The sequence below is a fragment of the Cupriavidus necator genome, assembly GCF_040578825.1.
In the GTDB taxonomy this organism is placed as follows: Bacteria; Pseudomonadota; Gammaproteobacteria; order Burkholderiales; family Burkholderiaceae; genus Cupriavidus; species Cupriavidus necator_E.
Genome location: NZ_JBEFLI010000012.1, coordinates 89,914 through 109,562, shown reverse-complemented (window position 1 = coordinate 109,562; position 19,649 = coordinate 89,914). Strand labels below are relative to the sequence as shown.

13 protein-coding genes and 1 tRNA gene are annotated in these 19,649 nt (G+C 62.7%); all 14 read left to right on the top strand.

Annotated elements, in window-relative coordinates:
* Nucleotides 1-3 precede the first annotated feature (3 nt).
* The 14 genes from tuf (at nucleotide 4) to fusA (ending at nucleotide 19,640) form a co-directional block, all read left to right on the top strand.
* On the top strand, nucleotides 4-1,194 hold the full coding sequence (gene tuf / locus AB1I47_RS09150; protein ID WP_354683417.1) for an elongation factor Tu: 1,191 nt from the start codon (nucleotides 4-6) through the stop codon (nucleotides 1,192-1,194).
* An 83-nt stretch (nucleotides 1,195-1,277) separates the two neighbouring features.
* Nucleotides 1,278-1,353, top strand: a tRNA-Trp gene (locus AB1I47_RS09145).
* A gap of 59 nt (nucleotides 1,354-1,412) precedes the next feature.
* Nucleotides 1,413-1,793: a preprotein translocase subunit SecE gene (secE, locus tag AB1I47_RS09140; protein ID WP_354683423.1), complete on the top strand. Its 381-nt coding sequence runs from the start codon at nucleotides 1,413-1,415 to the stop codon at nucleotides 1,791-1,793.
* Nucleotides 1,794-1,803: 10 nt separating this feature from the next.
* The gene (gene nusG / locus AB1I47_RS09135; RefSeq protein WP_010810468.1) at nucleotides 1,804-2,385 is read left to right on the top strand and encodes a transcription termination/antitermination protein NusG; all 582 of its coding nucleotides are present in this window, start codon (nucleotides 1,804-1,806) and stop codon (nucleotides 2,383-2,385) included.
* Nucleotides 2,386-2,544: 159 nt separating this feature from the next.
* Nucleotides 2,545-2,976, top strand: coding sequence for a 50S ribosomal protein L11 (gene rplK, locus AB1I47_RS09130; protein WP_010810467.1), 432 nt, complete (start codon nucleotides 2,545-2,547; stop codon nucleotides 2,974-2,976).
* Complete coding sequence (gene rplA, locus AB1I47_RS09125) at nucleotides 2,977-3,672, top strand: 50S ribosomal protein L1 (RefSeq protein ID WP_063242124.1); 696 nt, start codon at nucleotides 2,977-2,979, stop codon at nucleotides 3,670-3,672.
* A 406-nt stretch (nucleotides 3,673-4,078) separates the two neighbouring features.
* A complete protein-coding gene (gene rplJ, locus AB1I47_RS09120; RefSeq protein ID WP_354683422.1) occupies nucleotides 4,079-4,600 on the top strand; it encodes a 50S ribosomal protein L10 in 522 nt (173 codons plus the stop codon).
* A gap of 69 nt (nucleotides 4,601-4,669) precedes the next feature.
* Entirely contained in the window at nucleotides 4,670-5,044 is a 375-nt protein-coding gene (gene rplL, locus AB1I47_RS09115) for a 50S ribosomal protein L7/L12 (protein ID WP_010810464.1), read from the top strand.
* Between the two features lie 428 nt (nucleotides 5,045-5,472).
* Entirely contained in the window at nucleotides 5,473-9,579 is a 4,107-nt protein-coding gene (gene rpoB / locus AB1I47_RS09110) for a DNA-directed RNA polymerase subunit beta (protein ID WP_354683421.1), read from the top strand.
* 127 nt (nucleotides 9,580-9,706) lie between these two features.
* The gene (rpoC, locus tag AB1I47_RS09105) at nucleotides 9,707-13,951 is read left to right on the top strand and encodes a DNA-directed RNA polymerase subunit beta' (RefSeq protein WP_354683420.1); all 4,245 of its coding nucleotides are present in this window, start codon (nucleotides 9,707-9,709) and stop codon (nucleotides 13,949-13,951) included.
* 197 nt (nucleotides 13,952-14,148) lie between these two features.
* Nucleotides 14,149-15,996 (top strand): DNA helicase RecQ, encoded by a 1,848-nt coding sequence (gene recQ, locus AB1I47_RS09100; RefSeq protein ID WP_354683419.1) that lies wholly within the window; start codon nucleotides 14,149-14,151, stop codon nucleotides 15,994-15,996.
* A gap of 345 nt (nucleotides 15,997-16,341) precedes the next feature.
* Complete coding sequence (rpsL, locus tag AB1I47_RS09095; RefSeq protein WP_010810460.1) at nucleotides 16,342-16,719, top strand: 30S ribosomal protein S12; 378 nt, start codon at nucleotides 16,342-16,344, stop codon at nucleotides 16,717-16,719.
* Between the two features lie 224 nt (nucleotides 16,720-16,943).
* The gene (gene rpsG / locus AB1I47_RS09090) at nucleotides 16,944-17,414 is read left to right on the top strand and encodes a 30S ribosomal protein S7 (RefSeq protein ID WP_010810459.1); all 471 of its coding nucleotides are present in this window, start codon (nucleotides 16,944-16,946) and stop codon (nucleotides 17,412-17,414) included.
* A 117-nt stretch (nucleotides 17,415-17,531) separates the two neighbouring features.
* On the top strand, nucleotides 17,532-19,640 hold the full coding sequence (gene fusA, locus AB1I47_RS09085) for an elongation factor G (RefSeq protein WP_354683418.1): 2,109 nt from the start codon (nucleotides 17,532-17,534) through the stop codon (nucleotides 19,638-19,640).
* The last annotated feature ends 9 nt before the right edge of the window (nucleotides 19,641-19,649 follow it).

The window sequence follows — 19,649 nt, the reverse complement described above, 5'->3', positions numbered from 1 at the left end:
GAAATGGCAAAGGAAAAGTTCGAGCGGACCAAGCCGCACGTGAACGTTGGCACGATTGGTCACGTTGACCATGGCAAGACCACGTTGACGGCAGCGATCGCCACGGTGCTGGCAGCCAAGTTCGGCGGCGCCGCCAAGAAGTACGACGAAATCGACGCAGCGCCGGAAGAAAAGGCACGCGGTATTACCATCAATACCGCCCACGTCGAATACGAAACGGCCAACCGCCACTACGCGCACGTTGACTGCCCGGGCCACGCTGACTATGTGAAGAACATGATCACGGGTGCCGCCCAGATGGACGGCGCGATCCTGGTCTGCTCGGCCGCTGACGGCCCGATGCCGCAAACGCGTGAGCACATCCTGCTGGCCCGCCAGGTTGGCGTGCCGTACATCATCGTGTTCCTGAACAAGTGCGACATGGTGGACGACGCTGAACTGCTCGAGCTGGTCGAGATGGAAGTTCGCGAGCTGCTGTCGAAGTACGAGTTCCCCGGCGACGACACCCCGATCATCAAGGGTTCGGCCAAGCTGGCACTGGAAGGCGACAAGGGCGACCTGGGCGAAGAAGCCATCATGCGCCTGGCCGATGCGCTGGACACCTACATCCCGACGCCGGAGCGTGCCGTTGACGGTACCTTCCTGATGCCGGTGGAAGACGTGTTCTCGATCTCGGGTCGCGGCACCGTGGTGACCGGCCGTATCGAGCGCGGCGTGATCAAGGTCGGCGAAGAAATCGAAATCGTCGGTATCCGCCCGACCGTGAAGACCACCTGCACCGGCGTGGAAATGTTCCGCAAGCTGCTGGACCAGGGCCAGGCTGGCGACAACGTCGGTCTGCTGCTGCGCGGCACCAAGCGTGAAGACGTCGAGCGCGGCCAGGTGCTGTGCAAGCCGGGTTCGATCAAGCCGCACACCCACTTCACCGGCGAGGTGTACATCCTGTCGAAGGACGAGGGCGGCCGTCACACCCCGTTCTTCAACAACTACCGCCCGCAGTTCTACTTCCGTACCACCGACGTGACCGGCTCGATTGAGCTGCCGGCGGACAAGGAAATGGTGATGCCGGGTGACAACGTGTCGATCACCGTCAAGCTGATCGCCCCGATCGCCATGGAAGAAGGCCTGCGCTTCGCTATCCGTGAAGGCGGCCGTACCGTCGGCGCCGGCGTCGTGGCAAAGATCCTCGACTAAGCTGTTCGATAGCGAACGCGGCACCAACCGGCCGCGTTCGTTGCCAGAAGGGGTTGGCGCATGCGTCGGCCCCCAGTTGTTTTAGGGGTATAGCTCAACTGGCAGAGCGTCGGTCTCCAAAACCGAAGGTTGGGGGTTCGATTCCCTCTGCCCCTGCCAAATCAATCAGCCGCGTCGCGAAGAACAATCGTGACGCGGCTTAGTCTCGTTTGCGAAACATGGCCAATCCCAATGTTGAAACCGTGAACGCCAACAGCGGCAAGTGGATGCTCGGCGTCGCGGTGCTGCTGGTGGTTGCCGGCGTCATCGGTTTCTATGCACTGGCACAGCAACCGTCTTATGTACGTGGCGCTGCGCTGTTCGGCGGCATTGCACTGGGTATCGTCGTTGCGCTGGTGTCGGCACCAGGCAAGGACTTTATCGGGTTCGCCAAGGAATCGTACCGGGAAGTTCGCAAGGTCGTCTGGCCGACGCGCAAGGAATCCGGGCAGATGACGGGGCTGGTCTTCGTCTTTGTCGTCATCATGGCACTGTTCCTGTGGTCGGCGGACAAGCTCATCGAGTGGGTCGTCTTCTCGCTCGTGCTGGGCTGGAAATAAGAGGTAGCACATGACGGATAACGCTCAGCAGGAAACCACCGCGCCGGAATCGCCTTCGTCGAAGAAGCGCTGGTATGTCGTTCATGCCTACTCCGGTATGGAGAAGAGCGTGCAACGCGCGCTGCAGGAGCGCATCGAGCGCGCCGAGATGCAGGACAAGTTTGGCCGCATCCTGGTGCCGTCCGAAGAAGTCGTGGAAATCAAGGGCGGCCACAAGTCGGTCACCGAGCGCCGTTTCTTCCCGGGCTACGTGCTGGTGGAAATGGAAATGACCGACGAGACCTGGCACCTGGTGAAGAACACCAGCAAGGTCACCGGTTTCGTGGGCGGCGCCCGCAACCGCCCGAGCCCGATTTCGCAGCGCGAAGTCGACAAGATCATGACCCAGATGCAGGAAGGGGTCGAGAAGCCGCGTCCCAAGACGCTGTTTGAAGTGGGCGAAATGGTGCGCGTCAAGGACGGCCCGTTCACCGATTTCAACGGCAACGTGGAAGAAGTGAATTACGAGAAGTCGCGCCTGCGTGTCTCGGTCACGATCTTCGGGCGTGCCACGCCGGTCGAACTTGAGTTCGGCCAGGTCGAGAAGGTTTAAGGAATTTGCCGGTTGCGGCCTGAAAGGGCGGCAACGGGCAACGGCGTCGCCCCGGTGGCGGCGCCAAGAGGAGCGTGAGGCCGTGCCACAGGTGCGGCGACAGCGCGTTACGACTCAACAGGATCGCATCCCGAAAGAGCGATCCGGATTGGAGTAGAGATGGCCAAGAAGATCATTGGCTTTATCAAGCTGCAGATTCCGGCTGGTAAGGCAAATCCCTCCCCGCCCGTTGGTCCCGCACTGGGTCAGCGTGGTCTGAACATCATGGAGTTCTGCAAGGCGTTCAACGCCCAGACCCAGGGTATGGAACCCGGTCTGCCGGTGCCGGTGGTGATTACCGCCTTCGCCGACAAGAGCTTCACCTTCGTGATGAAGTCGCCGCCGGCGACCGTGCTGATCAAGAAGGCAGCCGGCATCACCAAGGGTTCGCCGAAGCCCCACACCGACAAGGTTGGCAAGATCACCCGCGCCCAGGCTGAAGAAATCGCCAAGGCCAAGAACGCTGACCTGACCGCCGCCGACCTGGACGCCGCCGTGCGTACCATCGCCGGTTCGGCTCGTTCGATGGGCATCACCGTGGAGGGTCTGTAAATGGCTAAGGTTTCCAAGCGCGTCGCCGCCAACAAGGCGAAGATCGAGCGTACCAAGTTCTACCCGATCGACGAGGCCCTGGGCCTGGTGAAGGGCTGCGCCTCGGCGAAGTTCGACGAGTCCATCGACGTGGCCGTGCAACTGGGCATCGACGCCAAGAAGTCGGACCAGGTGGTTCGTGGTTCGGTGGTGCTGCCCGCCGGTACCGGCAAGTCGGTGCGCGTGGCTGTGTTCGCCCAGGGCGAGAAGGCCGAGGCCGCCAAGGCCGCTGGTGCCGACATCGTCGGCATGGAAGACCTGGCTGAGCAAGTCAAGGCCGGCAACCTGAATTTCGACGTCGTGATCGCTTCGCCGGACACGATGCGTATCGTCGGTACGCTGGGCCAGATCCTGGGCCCGCGCGGCCTGATGCCGAACCCGAAGGTTGGCACCGTGACCCCCGATGTGGCCCAGGCCGTGAAGAACGCCAAGGCTGGTCAGGTCCAGTTCCGTGTCGACAAGGCCGGTATCATCCACGCCACCATCGGCCGCCGTTCGTTCGAAGACGCCGCGCTGAAGAGCAACCTGTCGGCGCTGCTGGACGCGCTGGTCAAGGCCAAGCCGGCCACCAGCAAGGGCGTGTACCTGCGCAAGGTCGCCGTTTCGTCGACCATGGGCGTGGGCGTGCGTGTCGACCAGGCTACGCTGGCAGCCTGAGCTGACGGCAAATTGCTGACCGGCACCCGATAACACCGGTCGGCAACAAGAATTGAAGATCCTCGCCACGGCGGGGGTCGTCTCCGGACCGCAAGGAATGGAGCAAGGCTTTGGGCAGTGGTGCCGGCCGCAGGCGAAAGCCTCCGGCGGCACCGCTGGTTATCAAAGACCGCTGGTGTCCTTGTCCGCGGCAGTAATGCGGAAAGGGCTTAATCGGTCGGTGCGTGCGCGAAGGCTTCCAGCCTCAGCGACGTCGTCCGGCCAGCCAGCGCAGATGGCGCACCCGAAGGGATTGAAGAAGCCGGGCACTGCCCCGGGTGATTCGGGCCAATCGGACGCCGTTCGTTTGTGCTGACGTGAAGGCTCCGGTATTGCCGGAGAGACAGCGTCATTTTGGAGCTTAACCGTGCCACTCAATATTGAAGATAAGAAGGCCGTCGTTGCTGAGGTCTCGGCGCAAGTCGCCAAGGCCCAGACCATCGTCGTGGCCGAATATCGCGGCATTGCGGTTGGCGATCTGACCAAGCTGCGTGCTACTGCTCGTCAGCAAGGCGTGTACCTGCGTGTTCTGAAGAACACGCTGGCCCGCCGTGCCGTCGAAGGTACGCCGTTTGCAGGCCTCGCAGAGCAGATGACCGGTCCGCTGATCTACGGTATTTCCGAAGATGCAGTGGCCTCGGCCAAGGTTCTGAACGACTTCGCCAAGACCAACGACAAGCTGGTCCTGCGCGCCGGGTCGTATGACGGCAAGGTTCTCGACGCTGCCGCCGTGAAGGCGTTGGCCTCGATCCCGAGCCGCGACGAACTGATTGCTCAGCTGCTGGGCGTGATGCAGGCACCGGTGTCGGGCTTCGCCCGTCTGCTGGCTGCACTGGCCGCCAAGAACGCCGAAGGTGCTCCCGCGGAAGCGGAAGCCGCCGGCGCCTAAGGCAATCCAGGTCGCGCATCGAAAGATCGCATTACCGATACCGAATCAAATCTAGTAGGAGTATTTCAAATGGCAATCACCAAAGACGACATCCTGGAAGCCGTTGGCGCGATGTCCGTGATGGAACTGAACGACCTGGTCAAGGCGTTCGAAGAGAAGTTTGGCGTGTCGGCCGCTGCCATGGCCGTGGCTGCTGCCCCGGGCGCTGGCGGCGCTGCTGCTGCCGAAGAGCAGACCGAATTCAACGTGATCCTGGCCGAAGTCGGCGCCAACAAGGTTGGCGTGATTAAGGCTGTTCGCGAAATCACCGGTCTGGGCCTGAAGGAAGCCAAGGACCTGGTCGATGGCGCACCGAAGCCCGTCAAGGAAGGCGTGGACAAGGCCGCTGCTGCCGAAGCCAAGAAGAAGCTGGAAGACGCTGGCGCAAAGGTCGACGTCAAGTAAAGCTGTACTCGCGTGCCCCTGGGCACGCGAATGGGGCTGGCAAAGGGAAATTTCCCGGCGCCAGCCTTTTTGCGCTTGTGCGATTGTGTTTTAGTCACCACTCTGCACAGCGGCAAGGTCGTAAAAAGTGATGTTTGCGATTCGCGGCAGGCTTTGATTTGTCAGCGTTTCAGCAGAGGCCAAACATCAGTGGCACACTAGGTGGTTGCTGCTGATGTTTGTCTTCTGAACCGACTGCAGAAGACAAGTTTGGTCGGGTGTCCCCCGGGCGAGTACAGGCGTTGCGCTGATGCGACGACCACACCGCCCGCAGCGTGCGGACACCGTCAGCCAGAGGTTGGTAGCGGCCAACCGCCAAATCCCCTCCCAGTCGCTGAACACCTCAGGCGCGGCCAGGTCCAGCCGTCCTGCGATGATTCGGAGATCCCATGGCGTACAGCTTCACCGAAAAGAAGCGCATTCGCAAAAGCTTTGCGAAGCGCGCGACGGTACATCAGGTTCCATTCCTGCTTGCCACCCAGATTGAATCCTACACCCAGTTCTTGCAAGCGGAAACGCCGACCGCGCGTCGCAAGACCGAAGGCCTTCAGGCCGCTTTCAACGCAATTTTCCCGATCTCCTCGCATAACGGGCTTGCCCGTATGGAGTTCGTCTCGTATCACCTTTCCAACCCGCCGTTCGACGTCAAGGAATGTCAACAGCGTGGCCTGACCTTCCACTCGGCGCTGCGCGCCAAGGTTCGCCTGATCATCAACGATCGCGAGAATCCTGGCAAGGTCAAGGAAGTGAAGGAGCAGGAAGTCTACATGGGCGAAATCCCGCTGATGACTTCCACCGGTTCGTTTGTGATCAATGGCACCGAGCGTGTCATCGTCTCGCAGCTGCACCGCTCGCCGGGCGTGTTCTTCGAGCACGACAAGGGCAAGACCCACAGCTCGGGCAAGCTGCTGTTCTCGGCACGTATCATTCCCTACCGCGGTTCGTGGCTGGACTTCGAATTCGATCCGAAGGACATCCTGTACTTCCGCGTCGACCGCCGCCGCAAGATGCCGGTGACGATCCTGCTGAAGTCGATCGGCCTGACCCCGGAACAGATCCTCGCGCACTTCTTCGTGTTCGACAACTTCACGCTGCAGTCGGAAGGCGCGCAGCTGGAGTTCGTGCCCGAGCGCCTGCGCGGTGAAGTCGCGCGCTTCGACATCGCCGACAAGAACGGCCGCGTGGTGGTCGAGAAGGACAAGCGGATCAACGCCAAGCACATCCGCGACCTGGACTCGGCGGGCACCAAGCTGATCAGCGTGCCGGAAGACTACCTGCTGGGCCGCGTGCTGGCCAAGAACATCATCGACCCGGATACCGGCGAGGTGATTGCCAACGCCAACGACGAGCTGACCGAAACGCTGCTGGAAAACCTGCGCGAAGCCGGCGTCAAGCAGATCCAGACCCTGTACACCAACGACCTGGATCAGGGCCCGTACATGTCGCAGACCCTGCGCGTGGACGAGACCGCCGACCAGACCGCTGCGCGTATCGCGATCTACCGCATGATGCGCCCGGGCGAGCCGCCGACCGAAGAAGCCGTGGAAGCGCTGTTCCAGCGCCTGTTCTACAGCGAAGAGTCGTACGACCTGTCGCGCGTGGGCCGCATGAAGGTCAACAGCCGCCTGGGCCGCCCCAGCGGCGAAGGCGCCATGGTGCTCCAGGACGAGGACATCCTCGAGACCATCAAGATCCTGGTGAACCTGCGCAACGGCAAGGGCGAGGTCGATGACATCGACCACCTGGGCAACCGTCGCGTGCGTTGCGTCGGCGAACTGGCCGAGAACCAGTTCCGCGCCGGCCTCTCGCGCGTGGAGCGCGCCGTCAAGGAACGTCTGGGCCAGGCAGAGACCGAGAACCTGATGCCGCACGACCTGATCAACTCGAAGCCGATCTCGTCGGCGATCCGCGAGTTCTTCGGTTCGTCGCAGCTGTCGCAGTTCATGGACCAGACCAACCCGCTGTCCGAGATCACGCACAAGCGCCGTGTCTCCGCACTGGGCCCGGGCGGTCTGACGCGCGAGCGCGCCGGCTTTGAAGTCCGTGACGTGCACCCGACCCACTACGGCCGCGTGTGCCCGATCGAAACGCCGGAAGGTCCGAACATTGGTCTGATCAACTCGCTGGCACTGTATGCGCGCCTGAACGAGTACGGCTTCCTGGAAACCCCGTACCGCAAGGTCGAGAACAGCAAGCTGACTGACCAGGTCGACTACCTGTCCGCGATCGAGGAAGGCAAGTACGTGGTGGCGCAGGCCAACGCGACCGTCGATGCCGAAGGCAACCTGATCGACGAACTGGTGTCGGCCCGCGAAGGCTCCGAGCGTGAAACCCGTATGGTGACGCCGGACCGCGTGCAGTACATCGACGTGGCGCCGTCGCAGATCGTGTCGGCCGCTGCCTCGCTGGTGCCGTTCCTGGAACACGATGACGCGAACCGTGCACTGATGGGCGCGAACATGCAGCGTCAGGCCGTGCCTTGCCTGCGTCCGGACAAGCCGCTGGTCGGTACCGGTATCGAGCGCACCGTTGCGGTCGACTCGGGTACTGCCGTGCAGGCGATGCGTGGCGGCGTGGTCGACTACGTCGACGCGATGCGTATCGTGATCCGCGTGAACGACGACGAAGCCGTGGCCGGTGAAGTCGGCGTGGACATCTACAACCTGATCAAGTACACGCGCTCGAACCAGAACACCAACATCAACCAGCGTCCGATGGTCAAGGTTGGCGATATCGTTGCCCGCAACGATGTGATCGCCGACGGCGCCTCGACTGACCTGGGTGAACTGGCACTGGGCCAGAACATGCTGGTGGCGTTCATGCCGTGGAACGGCTACAACTTCGAGGATTCGATCCTGATCTCGGAGCGTGTGGTGGCCGAAGACCGCTATACCTCGATCCACATCGAGGAACTGTCGGTCGTTGCCCGCGACACCAAGCTGGGACCGGAAGAAATCACGCGCGATATCTCGAACCTGGCCGAAGCCCAGCTGGCTCGCCTGGACGAGTCGGGCATCACCTACATCGGCGCCGAAGTCGAAGCCGGCGACGTGCTGGTGGGCAAGGTCACGCCGAAGGGCGAAACCCAGCTGACGCCGGAAGAGAAGCTGCTGCGCGCGATCTTCGGCGAGAAGGCGTCGGACGTGAAGGACACTTCGCTGCGCGTGCCCTCGGGCATGAGCGGCATCGTGATCGATGTCCAGGTCTTCACCCGCGAAGGCGTGACCCGCGACAAGCGTGCCCAGTCGATCATCGACGACGAGCTGAAGCGCTACCGCCTGGACCTGAATGACCAGCTGCGTATCGTGGAAGGCGATGCCTTCCAGCGTCTGGAGCGCCTGCTGATCGACAAGACCGTCAACGGCGGTCCGAAGAAGCTGGCCAAGGGTGCGAAGATCACCAAGGAGTACCTGGCGGACATCGACAAGTACCACTGGTTCGACATCCGTCCGGCCGACGAGGAAGTGGCTGCCCAGCTGGAAGCCGTCAAGGAAGCCATCGAGCAGAAGCGCCACGAGTTCGACCTGGCCTTCGAAGAGAAGCGCAAGAAGCTCACGCAGGGCGACGAACTGCCGCCGGGCGTGATCAAGATGGTCAAGGTGTACCTGGCCGTCAAGCGCCGCCTGCAGCCTGGCGACAAGATGGCCGGCCGTCACGGTAACAAGGGTGTGGTGTCGAAGATCACCCCGATCGAAGACATGCCCTACATGGCCGACGGCACGCCTGCCGACATCGTGCTGAATCCGCTGGGCGTGCCTTCGCGGATGAACGTGGGTCAGATTCTCGAGACACACCTGGGCTGGGCCGCGCGCGGTCTGGGCGAGCGCATCGGCAACATGCTGAAGGCGCAAGCCAAGGCAGCCGAAGTGCGCAACCTGCTCACGCAGATCTACAACGAGAGCGGCAAGGTCGAAGACCTCGACAGCCTGTCGGATTCGGAAGTCCTGGAACTGGCCGAGAACCTGAAGAAGGGCGTGCCGTTCGCGACGCCGGTGTTCGATGGTGCGCATGAGGACGAAATCCGCCGCATGCTGGACCTCGCCTATCCGGAAGAGATCGCGAAGGAGAAGGGCCTGACCGCTTCCAAGCAGCAGGTCACGCTGTTCGACGGCCGCACCGGCGAAGCGTTCGAGCGTCCGGTCACGCTGGGTGTGATGCACATGCTGAAGCTGCACCACCTGGTGGACGACAAGATGCACGCACGTTCCACCGGCCCGTACTCGCTGGTGACGCAGCAGCCGCTGGGTGGTAAAGCCCAGTTCGGTGGTCAGCGTTTCGGTGAGATGGAAGTGTGGGCACTGGAAGCCTACGGCGCATCGTACGTGCTCCAGGAAATGCTGACGGTCAAGTCCGATGACGTGAACGGCCGTACCAAGGTGTACGAGAACATCGTCAAGGGCGAGCACTCGATCGACGCCGGCATGCCGGAATCGTTCAACGTGCTGGTGAAGGAAATCCGCTCGCTGGGTATCGACATCGACCTCGATCGCTACTGATCGGGCAGGTGAGGGGAGCCGGTTGCGGCCGGCTCCCTGTTGACACCACAGCGGCGCAGGATTTCCCACAGGATGAATGCCATCGACCCGGACAGACTCCGGGGCGGTGGCGAAACAAGGAGTTGCAATGAAAGCATTGCTCGATCTCTTTAAGCAGGTACAGCAGGAAGAGCAGTTCGACGCGATCAAGATCGGCCTGGCCTCGCCCGAGAAGATCCGTTCGTGGTCGTACGGCGAAGTGAAGAAGCCGGAAACGATCAACTACCGTACTTTCAAACCGGAACGTGATGGCCTGTTCTGCGCCAAGATCTTTGGCCCGATCAAGGACTACGAGTGCCTGTGCGGCAAGTACAAGCGCCTGAAGCACCGTGGCGTGATCTGCGAGAAGTGCGGCGTTGAAGTGACGCTGGCCAAGGTGCGCCGCGAGCGCATGGGCCATATCGAACTGGCCGCGCCGACCGCGCACATCTGGTTCCTGAAGTCGCTGCCGTCGCGCCTGGGCATGGTCCTGGACATGACGCTGCGCGACATCGAGCGCGTGCTGTACTTTGAAGCATTCGTGGTGCTCGAACCCGGCATGACCCCGCTCAAGAAGAGCCAGATCATGTCCGAAGACGACTACCTGGCGAAGTGCGACGAGTACGGCGAGGGCGAGTTCGTCGCCATGATGGGTGCCGAGGGCATCCGTGAACTGCTGCGCGGCATCGACATCGAGAAGCAGATCGAACAGATCCGCGCCGAGCTGCAGGCCACTGGCTCCGAAGCCAAGATCAAGAAGTTCGCCAAGCGCCTGAAGGTGCTCGAGGCCTTCCAGCGTTCGGGCATCAAGCCCGAGTGGATGATCCTCGAAGTGCTGCCGGTGCTGCCGCCCGAGCTGCGTCCGCTGGTGCCGCTGGACGGTGGGCGCTTCGCGACCTCGGACCTGAACGACCTGTATCGCCGCGTCATCAACCGTAACAACCGCCTGAAGCGCCTGCTGGAGCTGAAGGCGCCTGAAATCATCGTGCGCAACGAAAAGCGCATGCTGCAGGAAGCGGTTGATTCGCTGCTGGACAACGGCCGTCGCGGCAAGGCGATGACGGGCGCCAACAAGCGTCCGCTGAAGTCCCTGGCCGAAATGATCAAGGGCAAGGGCGGCCGTTTCCGTCAGAACCTGCTGGGCAAGCGCGTCGACTACTCGGGCCGTTCGGTCATCGTGGTGGGCCCGACGCTCAAGCTGCACCAGTGCGGCCTGCCCAAGCTGATGGCGCTCGAGCTGTTCAAGCCGTTCATCTTCCACAAGCTGGAAACGATGGGCATCGCCACCACCATCAAGGCGGCGAAGAAGGAAGTGGAAAGCCAGACCCCGGTGGTGTGGGACATCCTCGAAGAGGTGATCCGCGAGCACCCGGTGATGCTGAACCGTGCGCCGACGCTGCACCGCCTGGGTATCCAGGCGTTCGAGCCGGTGCTGATCGAAGGCAAGGCCATCCAGCTGCACCCGCTGGTCTGCGCGGCATTCAACGCCGACTTCGACGGTGACCAGATGGCTGTCCACGTGCCGCTGTCGCTGGAAGCGCAGATGGAAGCCCGCACGCTGATGCTGGCCTCCAACAACGTGCTGTTCCCGGCCAACGGCGATCCGTCGATCGTGCCGTCGCAAGACGTGGTGCTGGGTCTGTACTACACGACCCGCGACAAGATCAACGGCCGCGGCGAGGGCATGACCTTTGCCGACATCAGCGAAGTGATCCGCGCCTACGAGAACAAGGAAGTCGAACTGGCTTCCCGCGTGAACGTGCGTATCACCGAGTATGAACTGGTCGACAAGGACGCCGAGGGCGACGCCCGTTTCGCACCCAAGATCACGCTGCAGGCCACCACGGTCGGCCGCGCGATCCTGTCCGAGATCCTGCCCAAGGGGCTGCCGTTCTCGGTGCTGAACAAGCCGCTCAAGAAGAAGGAAATCTCGCGCCTGATCAACACCGCGTTCCGCAAGTGCGGCCTGCGTGAAACCGTGATCTTCGCCGACAAGCTGCTGCAGTCGGGCTTCCGCCTGGCAACCCGCGCCGGTATCTCGATCGCCATCGACGACATGCTGGTGCCGCCGCAGAAGGAAAAGATCATCGCCGAGGCCTCGGCCAAGGTGAAGGAATACGACAAGCAGTACATGTCGGGTCTGGTGACCGACCAGGAACGCTACAACAACGTCGTGGACATCTGGGGCGCCGCCGGCGACCAGGTGGGCAAGGCGATGATGGAGCAGCTCCAGCACGAGGACGTGGTCGACCGCGAAGGCAAGACCGTGAAGCAAGAGTCGTTCAACTCCATCTACATGATGGCCGACTCGGGCGCACGGGGTTCCGCCGCGCAGATCCGCCAGCTGGCCGGTATGCGTGGCCTGATGGCCAAGCCGGACGGCTCGATCATTGAAACGCCGATTACGGCGAACTTCCGTGAGGGCCTGAACGTTCTGCAGTACTTCATCTCGACCCACGGCGCCCGTAAGGGCCTGGCCGATACGGCACTGAAGACCGCGAACTCGGGTTACCTGACCCGTCGTCTGGTCGACGTGACGCAAGATCTGGTCGTGGTGGAAGACGATTGCGGCACCTCCAACGGCGTGGCCATGAAGGCCCTGGTCGAAGGCGGTGAAGTGATCGAAGCCCTGCGCGACCGTATCCTCGGCCGTGTGACCGTGGCCGACGTGGTGAACCCGGAAACCCAGGAAACCGCGATCGAAGCCGGCACGCTGCTGGACGAAGACCTGGTCGAAATGATCGACGAGATCGGGGTGGACGAAGTCAAGGTCCGCACCCCGCTGTCGTGCGACACGCGCTATGGCCTGTGCGGCAAGTGCTACGGCCGCGACCTGGGCCGCGGCGTGCTGGTGAACTCCGGCGAAGCGGTGGGTGTGATCGCCGCCCAGTCGATCGGTGAGCCGGGCACGCAGCTGACCATGCGTACGTTCCACATCGGTGGTGCGGCATCGCGTGCGGCAGTGGCCTCGAGCGTGGAAGCCAAGGCAACCGGTACCGTGCGTTTCACGGCGACCATGCGTTACGTCACCAATGCGAAGGGCGAACTGATCGTCATCTCGCGTTCGGGCGAGGCGCTGATCACCGACGACCACGGCCGCGAGCGCGAACGCCACAAGATTCCGTACGGCGCCACGCTGCTGGTGCAGGACGGCCAGGCCATCAAGGCCGGCACGCAGCTGGCCACGTGGGACGCGCTGACTCGCCCGATCGTTTCGGAATACTCCGGTACGACCAAGTTCGAGAACGTTGAAGAAGGCGTGACCGTCGCCAAGCAGATGGACGAAGTCACCGGCCTGTCGACCCTGGTGGTGATCGACGCCAAGCGCCGCACGGCTGCAACCAAGGGCATCCGCCCGCAGGTGAAGCTGCTCGACGCCAGCGGCCAGGAAGTGAAGATCCCGGGCACGGACCACTCCGTGACCATCGGCTTCCAGGTCGGCGCGCTGATTACCGTGAAGGACGGCCAGCAGGTGCACGTGGGTGAAGTACTCGCGCGTATCCCGACCGAATCGCAGAAGACCCGCGACATTACCGGTGGTCTGCCGCGTGTGGCCGAGCTGTTCGAAGCGCGTTCGCCGAAGGACGCCGCCGTGCTGGCGGAAGTCACCGGCACGACCTCGTTCGGCAAGGACACCAAGGGCAAGCAGCGCCTGGTCATCACCGACCTGGACGGCAATGCCCACGAGTTCCTGATCGCGAAGGAAAAGCAGGTGCTGGTGCACGACGGCCAGGTGGTGAACAAGGGCGAAATGATCGTGGAAGGTCCGGCGGACCCGCACGACATCCTGCGCCTGAAGGGCATCGAAGAGCTGGCGCACTACATCGTGGACGAAGTGCAGGACGTGTACCGTCTGCAGGGCGTGAAGATCAACGACAAGCACATCGAGGTGATCGTTCGCCAGATGCTGCGTCGTGTGCAGATCGCCGACGTGGGCGACACCAAGTTCATCCCGGGTGAACAGGTGGAGCGTTCGGAACTGCTCGACGAGAACGATCGCGTGATCGCCGAAGGCAAGCGTCCGGCTACGTACGAGAACCTGCTGCTCGGTATCACCAAGGCGTCGCTGTCGACCGACAGCTTCATCTCGGCGGCATCGTTCCAGGAAACCACGCGCGTGCTGACCGAAGCCGCGATCATGGGCAAGACCGACGACCTGCGTGGTCTGAAGGAAAACGTGATCGTCGGCCGCCTGATCCCGGCTGGTACCGGCCTGGCCTACCACCGTGCCCGCAAGGCGCGCGAGGCCTCCGAGCGCGAACGCGCCCAGGCGATCGCCGAAGAAGAGCAGTCGCTCTTCATCGAACCGGCGCCGGTGGTGCAGGCGACCGAAGGCGAGGGCGACAACGTCTGATGGCCTCGATGTAACAGCAGTATGCCGCCGCAAGGCGGCGCGAAGCCCGGCTGATCCAGCCGGGCTTTTTTTTGTCTGCAGCAAGCGCTGCGGCGGCTATCGTGAGAAAGATCGGACTGTTTGCCCGCAGGCTGCGGACGGCGGCTTTCTTAGTGGTATGGTTACGGCTCTTCCGGCTTCAGCATTGTTCGTTGTCCATGTCGCACGCACTCGCGATCCTCAAAGATGTCTTCGGCTATCACGCCTTCCGCGGGCGCCAGGCCGAAATCATCGACCACGTCGCGACCGGCGGTGACTGCCTGGTGCTGATGCCGACCGGCGGCGGCAAGTCGCTGTGCTACCAGATCCCGGCGCTGCTGCGCCAGCGTGCCGGCGAGGGCGTCGGCATCGTGGTGTCGCCGCTGATCGCGCTGATGCAGGACCAGGTGGCGGCGCTGACCGAAGCGGGCGTGCGCGCCGCGGTGCTCAATTCGACGCTCTCCAGTTCGGAGGCGTCCGCGGTTGAGCGCGATCTGCTGGCGGGCCGGTTGGAGGTGCTCTACGTCGCGCCGGAACGGCTGATGACGCCGCGCTTCCTCGATCTGCTCGAACGCACGCGCGTTGGCCTGTTTGCCATCGACGAAGCGCACTGCGTGTCGCAATGGGGCCACGATTTCCGGCCCGAGTACATCCAGCTGTCGGTGCTGCACGAGCGCTTCCCGTACGTGCCGCGCATCGCGCTGACGGCCACCGCAGATGCGCTCACGCGCAACGAGATCATCGAGCGGCTGGCGCTCGACGATGCGCGCGTCTTCATCTCCAGCTTCGATCGGCCCAATATCCGTTACCGCATCGTCGAGAAGGACAATGCGCGCCAGCAGTTGCTGGCCTTTATCAAGGCCGAGCACACCGCCGCCGACGGTACGCATGACAGCGGCATCGTCTATTGCCTGTCGCGCAAGAAGGTGGAAGACACTGCGCAATGGCTGAGCGCGCAGGGCATCAACGCGCTGCCATACCACGCCGGCATGGATGCGCAGGTGCGCCAGCACCACCAGGCGCGCTTCCGCGTGGAAGAGGGGCTGGTGATGGTGGCGACCATCGCCTTCGGCATGGGCATCGACAAGCCGGACGTGCGCTTTGTCGCCCACCTGGACCTGCCCAAGAGCATGGAAGGCTATTACCAGGAAACCGGCCGCGCCGGCCGCGATGGGCTGCCCGCCAATGCCTGGATGGCGTATGGCCTGGGCGACGTGGTACAGCAGAAGCGCATGATCGACGAGTCCGAGGCGGACGAGGCGTTCAAGCGCGTGTCGTCGGCCAAGCTCGATGCGCTGCTGGGCCTGTGCGAGACCGCCGGCTGCCGGCGCGTGCGCATCCTGGCGTATTTCGACGAGACCTGCGAACCCTGCGGCAACTGCGATACCTGCCTCGAGCCGCCGGCAACCTGGGATGGCACGCGCGAGGCGCAGATGGCGCTGTCGTGCGTGTACCGTACCGCGCAGGCGAGCCGCGTTCACTTTGGCGCCACCCACCTGATCGACGTGTTGCGCGGAAACGCGTCGGACAAGATCCGGCAGTGGGGGCACGACAAGGTTTCGACATTCGGCATCGGCAAGGACCGCTCGGTGCACGAGTGGCATACGGTGTTCCGCCAGCTCATCGCCCAGGGTTTGCTGGTGATCGACCATGGCGGCCACGGCGCGCTGCTGCTGGGCGAGGGCGCGCGCGAGGTGCTCAAGGGTGAGCGCCAGATCATCCTGCGCCGGCAGGCCACCAAGCCGGGCAAGTCCGGCGAGCGTGCCGCGCGCGGCCCCCGCACCGACCATACCGCCGACATGGACGCTGACACGCTGGCCAACTGGGAGGCGCTGCGCCGCTGGCGCACCGAGGCCGCGCGCAAGCATGGGGTGCCGGCCTATGTGATCTTCCACGACGCAACGCTGGCCGAGCTCGCTCGCAGCGCGCCGGATTCGCTGTCGGCGATGCAGGGCATTCCCGGAATTGGTGCGTCCAAGCTGGAGCGCTACGGGCAGTCCATCCTTGAGGCGCTGCGTGGGGTCTAGCAGAGTGGCGCGGTCCGGTAGACAAGTCGCGTATACGACTTGACGGTATACGCGGACGCTGCTAGGATGCCAGATTCGAGTTTTTGGCTTTGGATTTCGCTCGCCCGTCGGACATGTGGCCTTCAGGTCGCTGCCGGCAAGCCTTCCGGACAGGGGTTCCACGGACGGAGGCGGCAGACGCGGGATCCGGGTGCCGGCTCGCGCTCTTTGGCATGCTGTTACCGCACAGTCCCGTCTCCAGAGCGCGTCCGCTCACCTCTCCCGCCCAAAACCCGTAGTTGCCTCTCCTTTTCGGTGCATGCCGGTGCGAGGGGCGTTTTTCGTCAAACCAAGCTGGATTGAACAATGCCAACTATCAACCAACTGGTTCGCAAGCCGCGCGTCTCTGAAGTCGTCAAGAGCAAGAGCCCGGCGCTTGAGAACTGCCCCCAGCGCCGTGGCGTGTGCACCCGCGTGTACACCACGACGCCGAAGAAGCCGAACTCGGCACTGCGTAAGGTTGCCAAGGTGCGCCTGACCAACGGTTTCGAAGTCATTTCGTACATCGGCGGTGAAGGCCACAACCTGCAGGAACACTCGGTCGTGCTGATCCGCGGCGGCCGTGTGAAGGATCTGCCGGGTGTGCGTTACCACATCGTCCGTGGTTCGCTGGATCTGCAAGGCGTGAAGGACCGCAAGCAGGCCCGTTCGAAGTACGGCGCGAAGCGTCCGAAGGCAGCCTAAGCTATAGCAGCCTGGGTCGGAAGGACCCGAAGCAACAAACGATAGCCTGTGGCGCGAGTCATGGTGCTGTCACCAGGCGGCGGTACAACGGAGCGCCTTTTGGCAACCGTGCCGTCGAGTAAGTGGTCACCCGGCGAATTTGCTGTCTATTGCATGCAAGCTAGTTGGTGGCCGGAGAGCGGAAACAACTGACCGCGCTCTCAACTGAATCTAAAGGAAAGAAGATGCCACGTCGTCGTGAAGTCCCCAAGCGGGATGTTCTGCCTGATCCGAAGTTCGGCAATGTTGAAGTTGCCAAGTTCATGAACGTGCTGATGCTGGACGGCAAGAAGTCGGTTGCCGAACGTATCGTCTATGGCGCGTTCGACCAGATCGAAAAGAAGGCAGGCAAGGCCCCCATCGAAGTGTTCTCCGTTGCCATCAACAACGTGAAGCCGGTGGTGGAAGTGAAGAGCCGTCGCGTGGGCGGCGCCAACTATCAGGTTCCGGTCGAAGTCCGTCCGTCGCGTCGTCTGGCATTGGCGATGCGTTGGCTGCGCGAGGCCGCGAAGAAACGCAGCGAGAAGTCGATGGCGCTGCGCCTGGCAGGTGAGCTGCTGGAAGCATCGGAAGGCCGTGGCGGCGCAATGAAGAAGCGCGACGAAGTGCACCGCATGGCCGAAGCCAACAAGGCGTTCTCGCATTTCCGCTTCTAAGCGCGCGATAGCGTTTGTTGGTTGCCGGGCGGGCTGTGTTTTTACACATCTCGCCCGTTTGTGTTAGGGGCGCGGGCCATGAGATGCCGGCGCCTCACGGACGAATAGAGGATTAAAGTGGCTCGTAAGACTCCTATTGAGCGCTACCGTAACATCGGTATTTCGGCTCACATTGACGCGGGTAAAACCACCACGACCGAGCGGATCCTGTTCTACACCGGTGTGAACCACAAGATCGGTGAAGTGCACGATGGCGCGGCCACCATGGACTGGATGGAGCAGGAGCAGGAGCGCGGCATCACCATCACGTCTGCTGCGACCACCGCCTTCTGGAAGGGCATGGGCGGCAACTACCCCGAGCACCGCTTCAACATCATCGACACCCCGGGGCACGTGGACTTCACCATCGAGGTGGAGCGTTCCATGCGCGTGCTGGACGGCGCGTGCATGGTGTACTGCGCAGTGGGTGGCGTGCAGCCGCAGTCGGAAACCGTCTGGCGTCAGGCCAACAAGTACGGCGTGCCGCGTCTGGCATTCGTCAACAAGATGGACCGTACCGGCGCGAACTTCTTCAAGGTCTACGACCAGCTGAAGACTCGCCTGAAGGCCAACCCGGTGCCCGTCGTGGTGCCGATCGGCGCTGAAGACGGCTTCCAGGGCGTCGTCGATCTGCTGGAAATGAAGGCGATCATTTGGGACGAAGCCAGCCAGGGCGTGAAGTTCGAATACCAGGACATCCCGGCTGAGCTGCAAGCCACCGCTGATGAATGGCGCGAGAAGATGGTCGAGTCCGCCGCCGAAGCCAGCGAAGAGCTGATGGAAAAGTACCTGGGCGGCGAAGAGCTGACCCGCGCCGAGATCGTCAAGGCGTTGCGTGACCGTACCATCGCCTGCGAAATCCAGCCGATGCTGTGCGGCACCGCGTTCAAGAACAAGGGCGTGCAGCGTATGCTCGACGCCGTGATCGACTTCCTGCCGTCGCCGGTCGATATTCCGCCGGTCAAGGGCGTGGACGAACGCGACGACGAGAAGAAGCTTGAGCGCAAGGCTGACGATAACGAGAAGTTCTCGGCGCTGGCGTTCAAGATCATGACCGACCCGTTCGTTGGCCAGCTGATCTTCTTCCGCGTGTACTCGGGCAAGATCAATTCGGGCGACACCGTGTACAACCCGGTGAAGCAGAAGAAGGAGCGTCTGGGCCGTATTCTGCAGATGCACGCCAACCAGCGCGAAGAAATCAAGGAAGTGCTGGCCGGCGACATCGCCGCTGCGGTGGGCCTGAAGGACGCCACCACGGGCGACACGCTGTGCGATCCGGCTGCACCGATCGTGCTCGAGCGCATGGTGTTCCCGGAGCCGGTGATCTCGCAGGCTGTCGAGCCGAAGACCAAGGCTGACCAGGAAAAGATGGGCATCGCCCTGAACCGCCTGGCCGCTGAAGATCCGTCGTTCCGCGTGCGTACCGATGAAGAATCGGGTCAGACCATCATTTCGGGCATGGGCGAGCTCCACCTCGAAATTCTGGTCGACCGCATGAAGCGCGAATTCGGCGTGGAAGCCAATATCGGCGCGCCGCAGGTGGCCTACCGCGAAACCATTCGCAAGACGGCCGAAGGCGTTGAGGGCAAGTTCGTCAAGCAGTCGGGCGGCCGCGGCCAGTACGGTCACGCTGTGATCACGCTGGAACCGCAAGAGCCGGGCAAGGGCTTCGAGTTCATCGACGCCATCAAGGGCGGTGTGATTCCTCGCGAATACATCCCGGCGGTCGAAAAGGGTATCGTCGACACGCTGCCGAACGGCATCCTGGCTGGCTTCCCGGTGGTGGACGTGAAGGTCACGCTGACGTTCGGTTCGTACCACGACGTGGACTCGAACGAAAACGCGTTCCGCATGGCCGGCTCGATGGCTTTCAAGGAAGCCATGCGCAAGGCCAGCCCGGTTCTGCTCGAGCCGATGATGGCCGTGGAAGTGGAAACGCCGGAAGACTACACGGGTACCGTGATGGGCGACCTGTCGTCCCGCCGCGGCATCGTGCAGGGCATGGACGACATGGTGGGCGGCGGCAAGATCATCAAGGCCGAAGTCCCGCTGTCGGAAATGTTCGGTTATTCCACGTCGCTGCGCTCGGCCACGCAAGGCCGCGCCACGTACACCATGGAATTCAAGCACTACGCTGAAGCACCGAAGAACATCGCCGAAGCCGTGATGACGGCCAAGGGCAAGTAATTAGAAGTT

Excerpts from the sequence above, each read along its gene's own strand:
- tuf (WP_354683417.1), top strand. The coding sequence starts at position 4 with ATGGCAAAGGAAAAGTTCGAGCGGACCAAGCCGCACGTGAACGTTGGC.
- secE (WP_354683423.1), top strand. The coding sequence starts at position 1,413 with ATGGCCAATCCCAATGTTGAAACCGTGAACGCCAACAGCGGCAAGTGG.
- nusG (WP_010810468.1), top strand. The coding sequence starts at position 1,804 with ATGACGGATAACGCTCAGCAGGAAACCACCGCGCCGGAATCGCCTTCG.
- rplK (WP_010810467.1), top strand. The coding sequence starts at position 2,545 with ATGGCCAAGAAGATCATTGGCTTTATCAAGCTGCAGATTCCGGCTGGT.
- rplA (WP_063242124.1), top strand. The coding sequence starts at position 2,977 with ATGGCTAAGGTTTCCAAGCGCGTCGCCGCCAACAAGGCGAAGATCGAG.
- rplL (WP_010810464.1), top strand. The coding sequence starts at position 4,670 with ATGGCAATCACCAAAGACGACATCCTGGAAGCCGTTGGCGCGATGTCC.
- rpoB (WP_354683421.1), top strand. The coding sequence starts at position 5,473 with ATGGCGTACAGCTTCACCGAAAAGAAGCGCATTCGCAAAAGCTTTGCG.
- rpoC (WP_354683420.1), top strand. The coding sequence starts at position 9,707 with ATGAAAGCATTGCTCGATCTCTTTAAGCAGGTACAGCAGGAAGAGCAG.
- recQ (WP_354683419.1), top strand. The coding sequence starts at position 14,149 with ATGTCGCACGCACTCGCGATCCTCAAAGATGTCTTCGGCTATCACGCC.
- rpsL (WP_010810460.1), top strand. The coding sequence starts at position 16,342 with ATGCCAACTATCAACCAACTGGTTCGCAAGCCGCGCGTCTCTGAAGTC.
- rpsG (WP_010810459.1), top strand. The coding sequence starts at position 16,944 with ATGCCACGTCGTCGTGAAGTCCCCAAGCGGGATGTTCTGCCTGATCCG.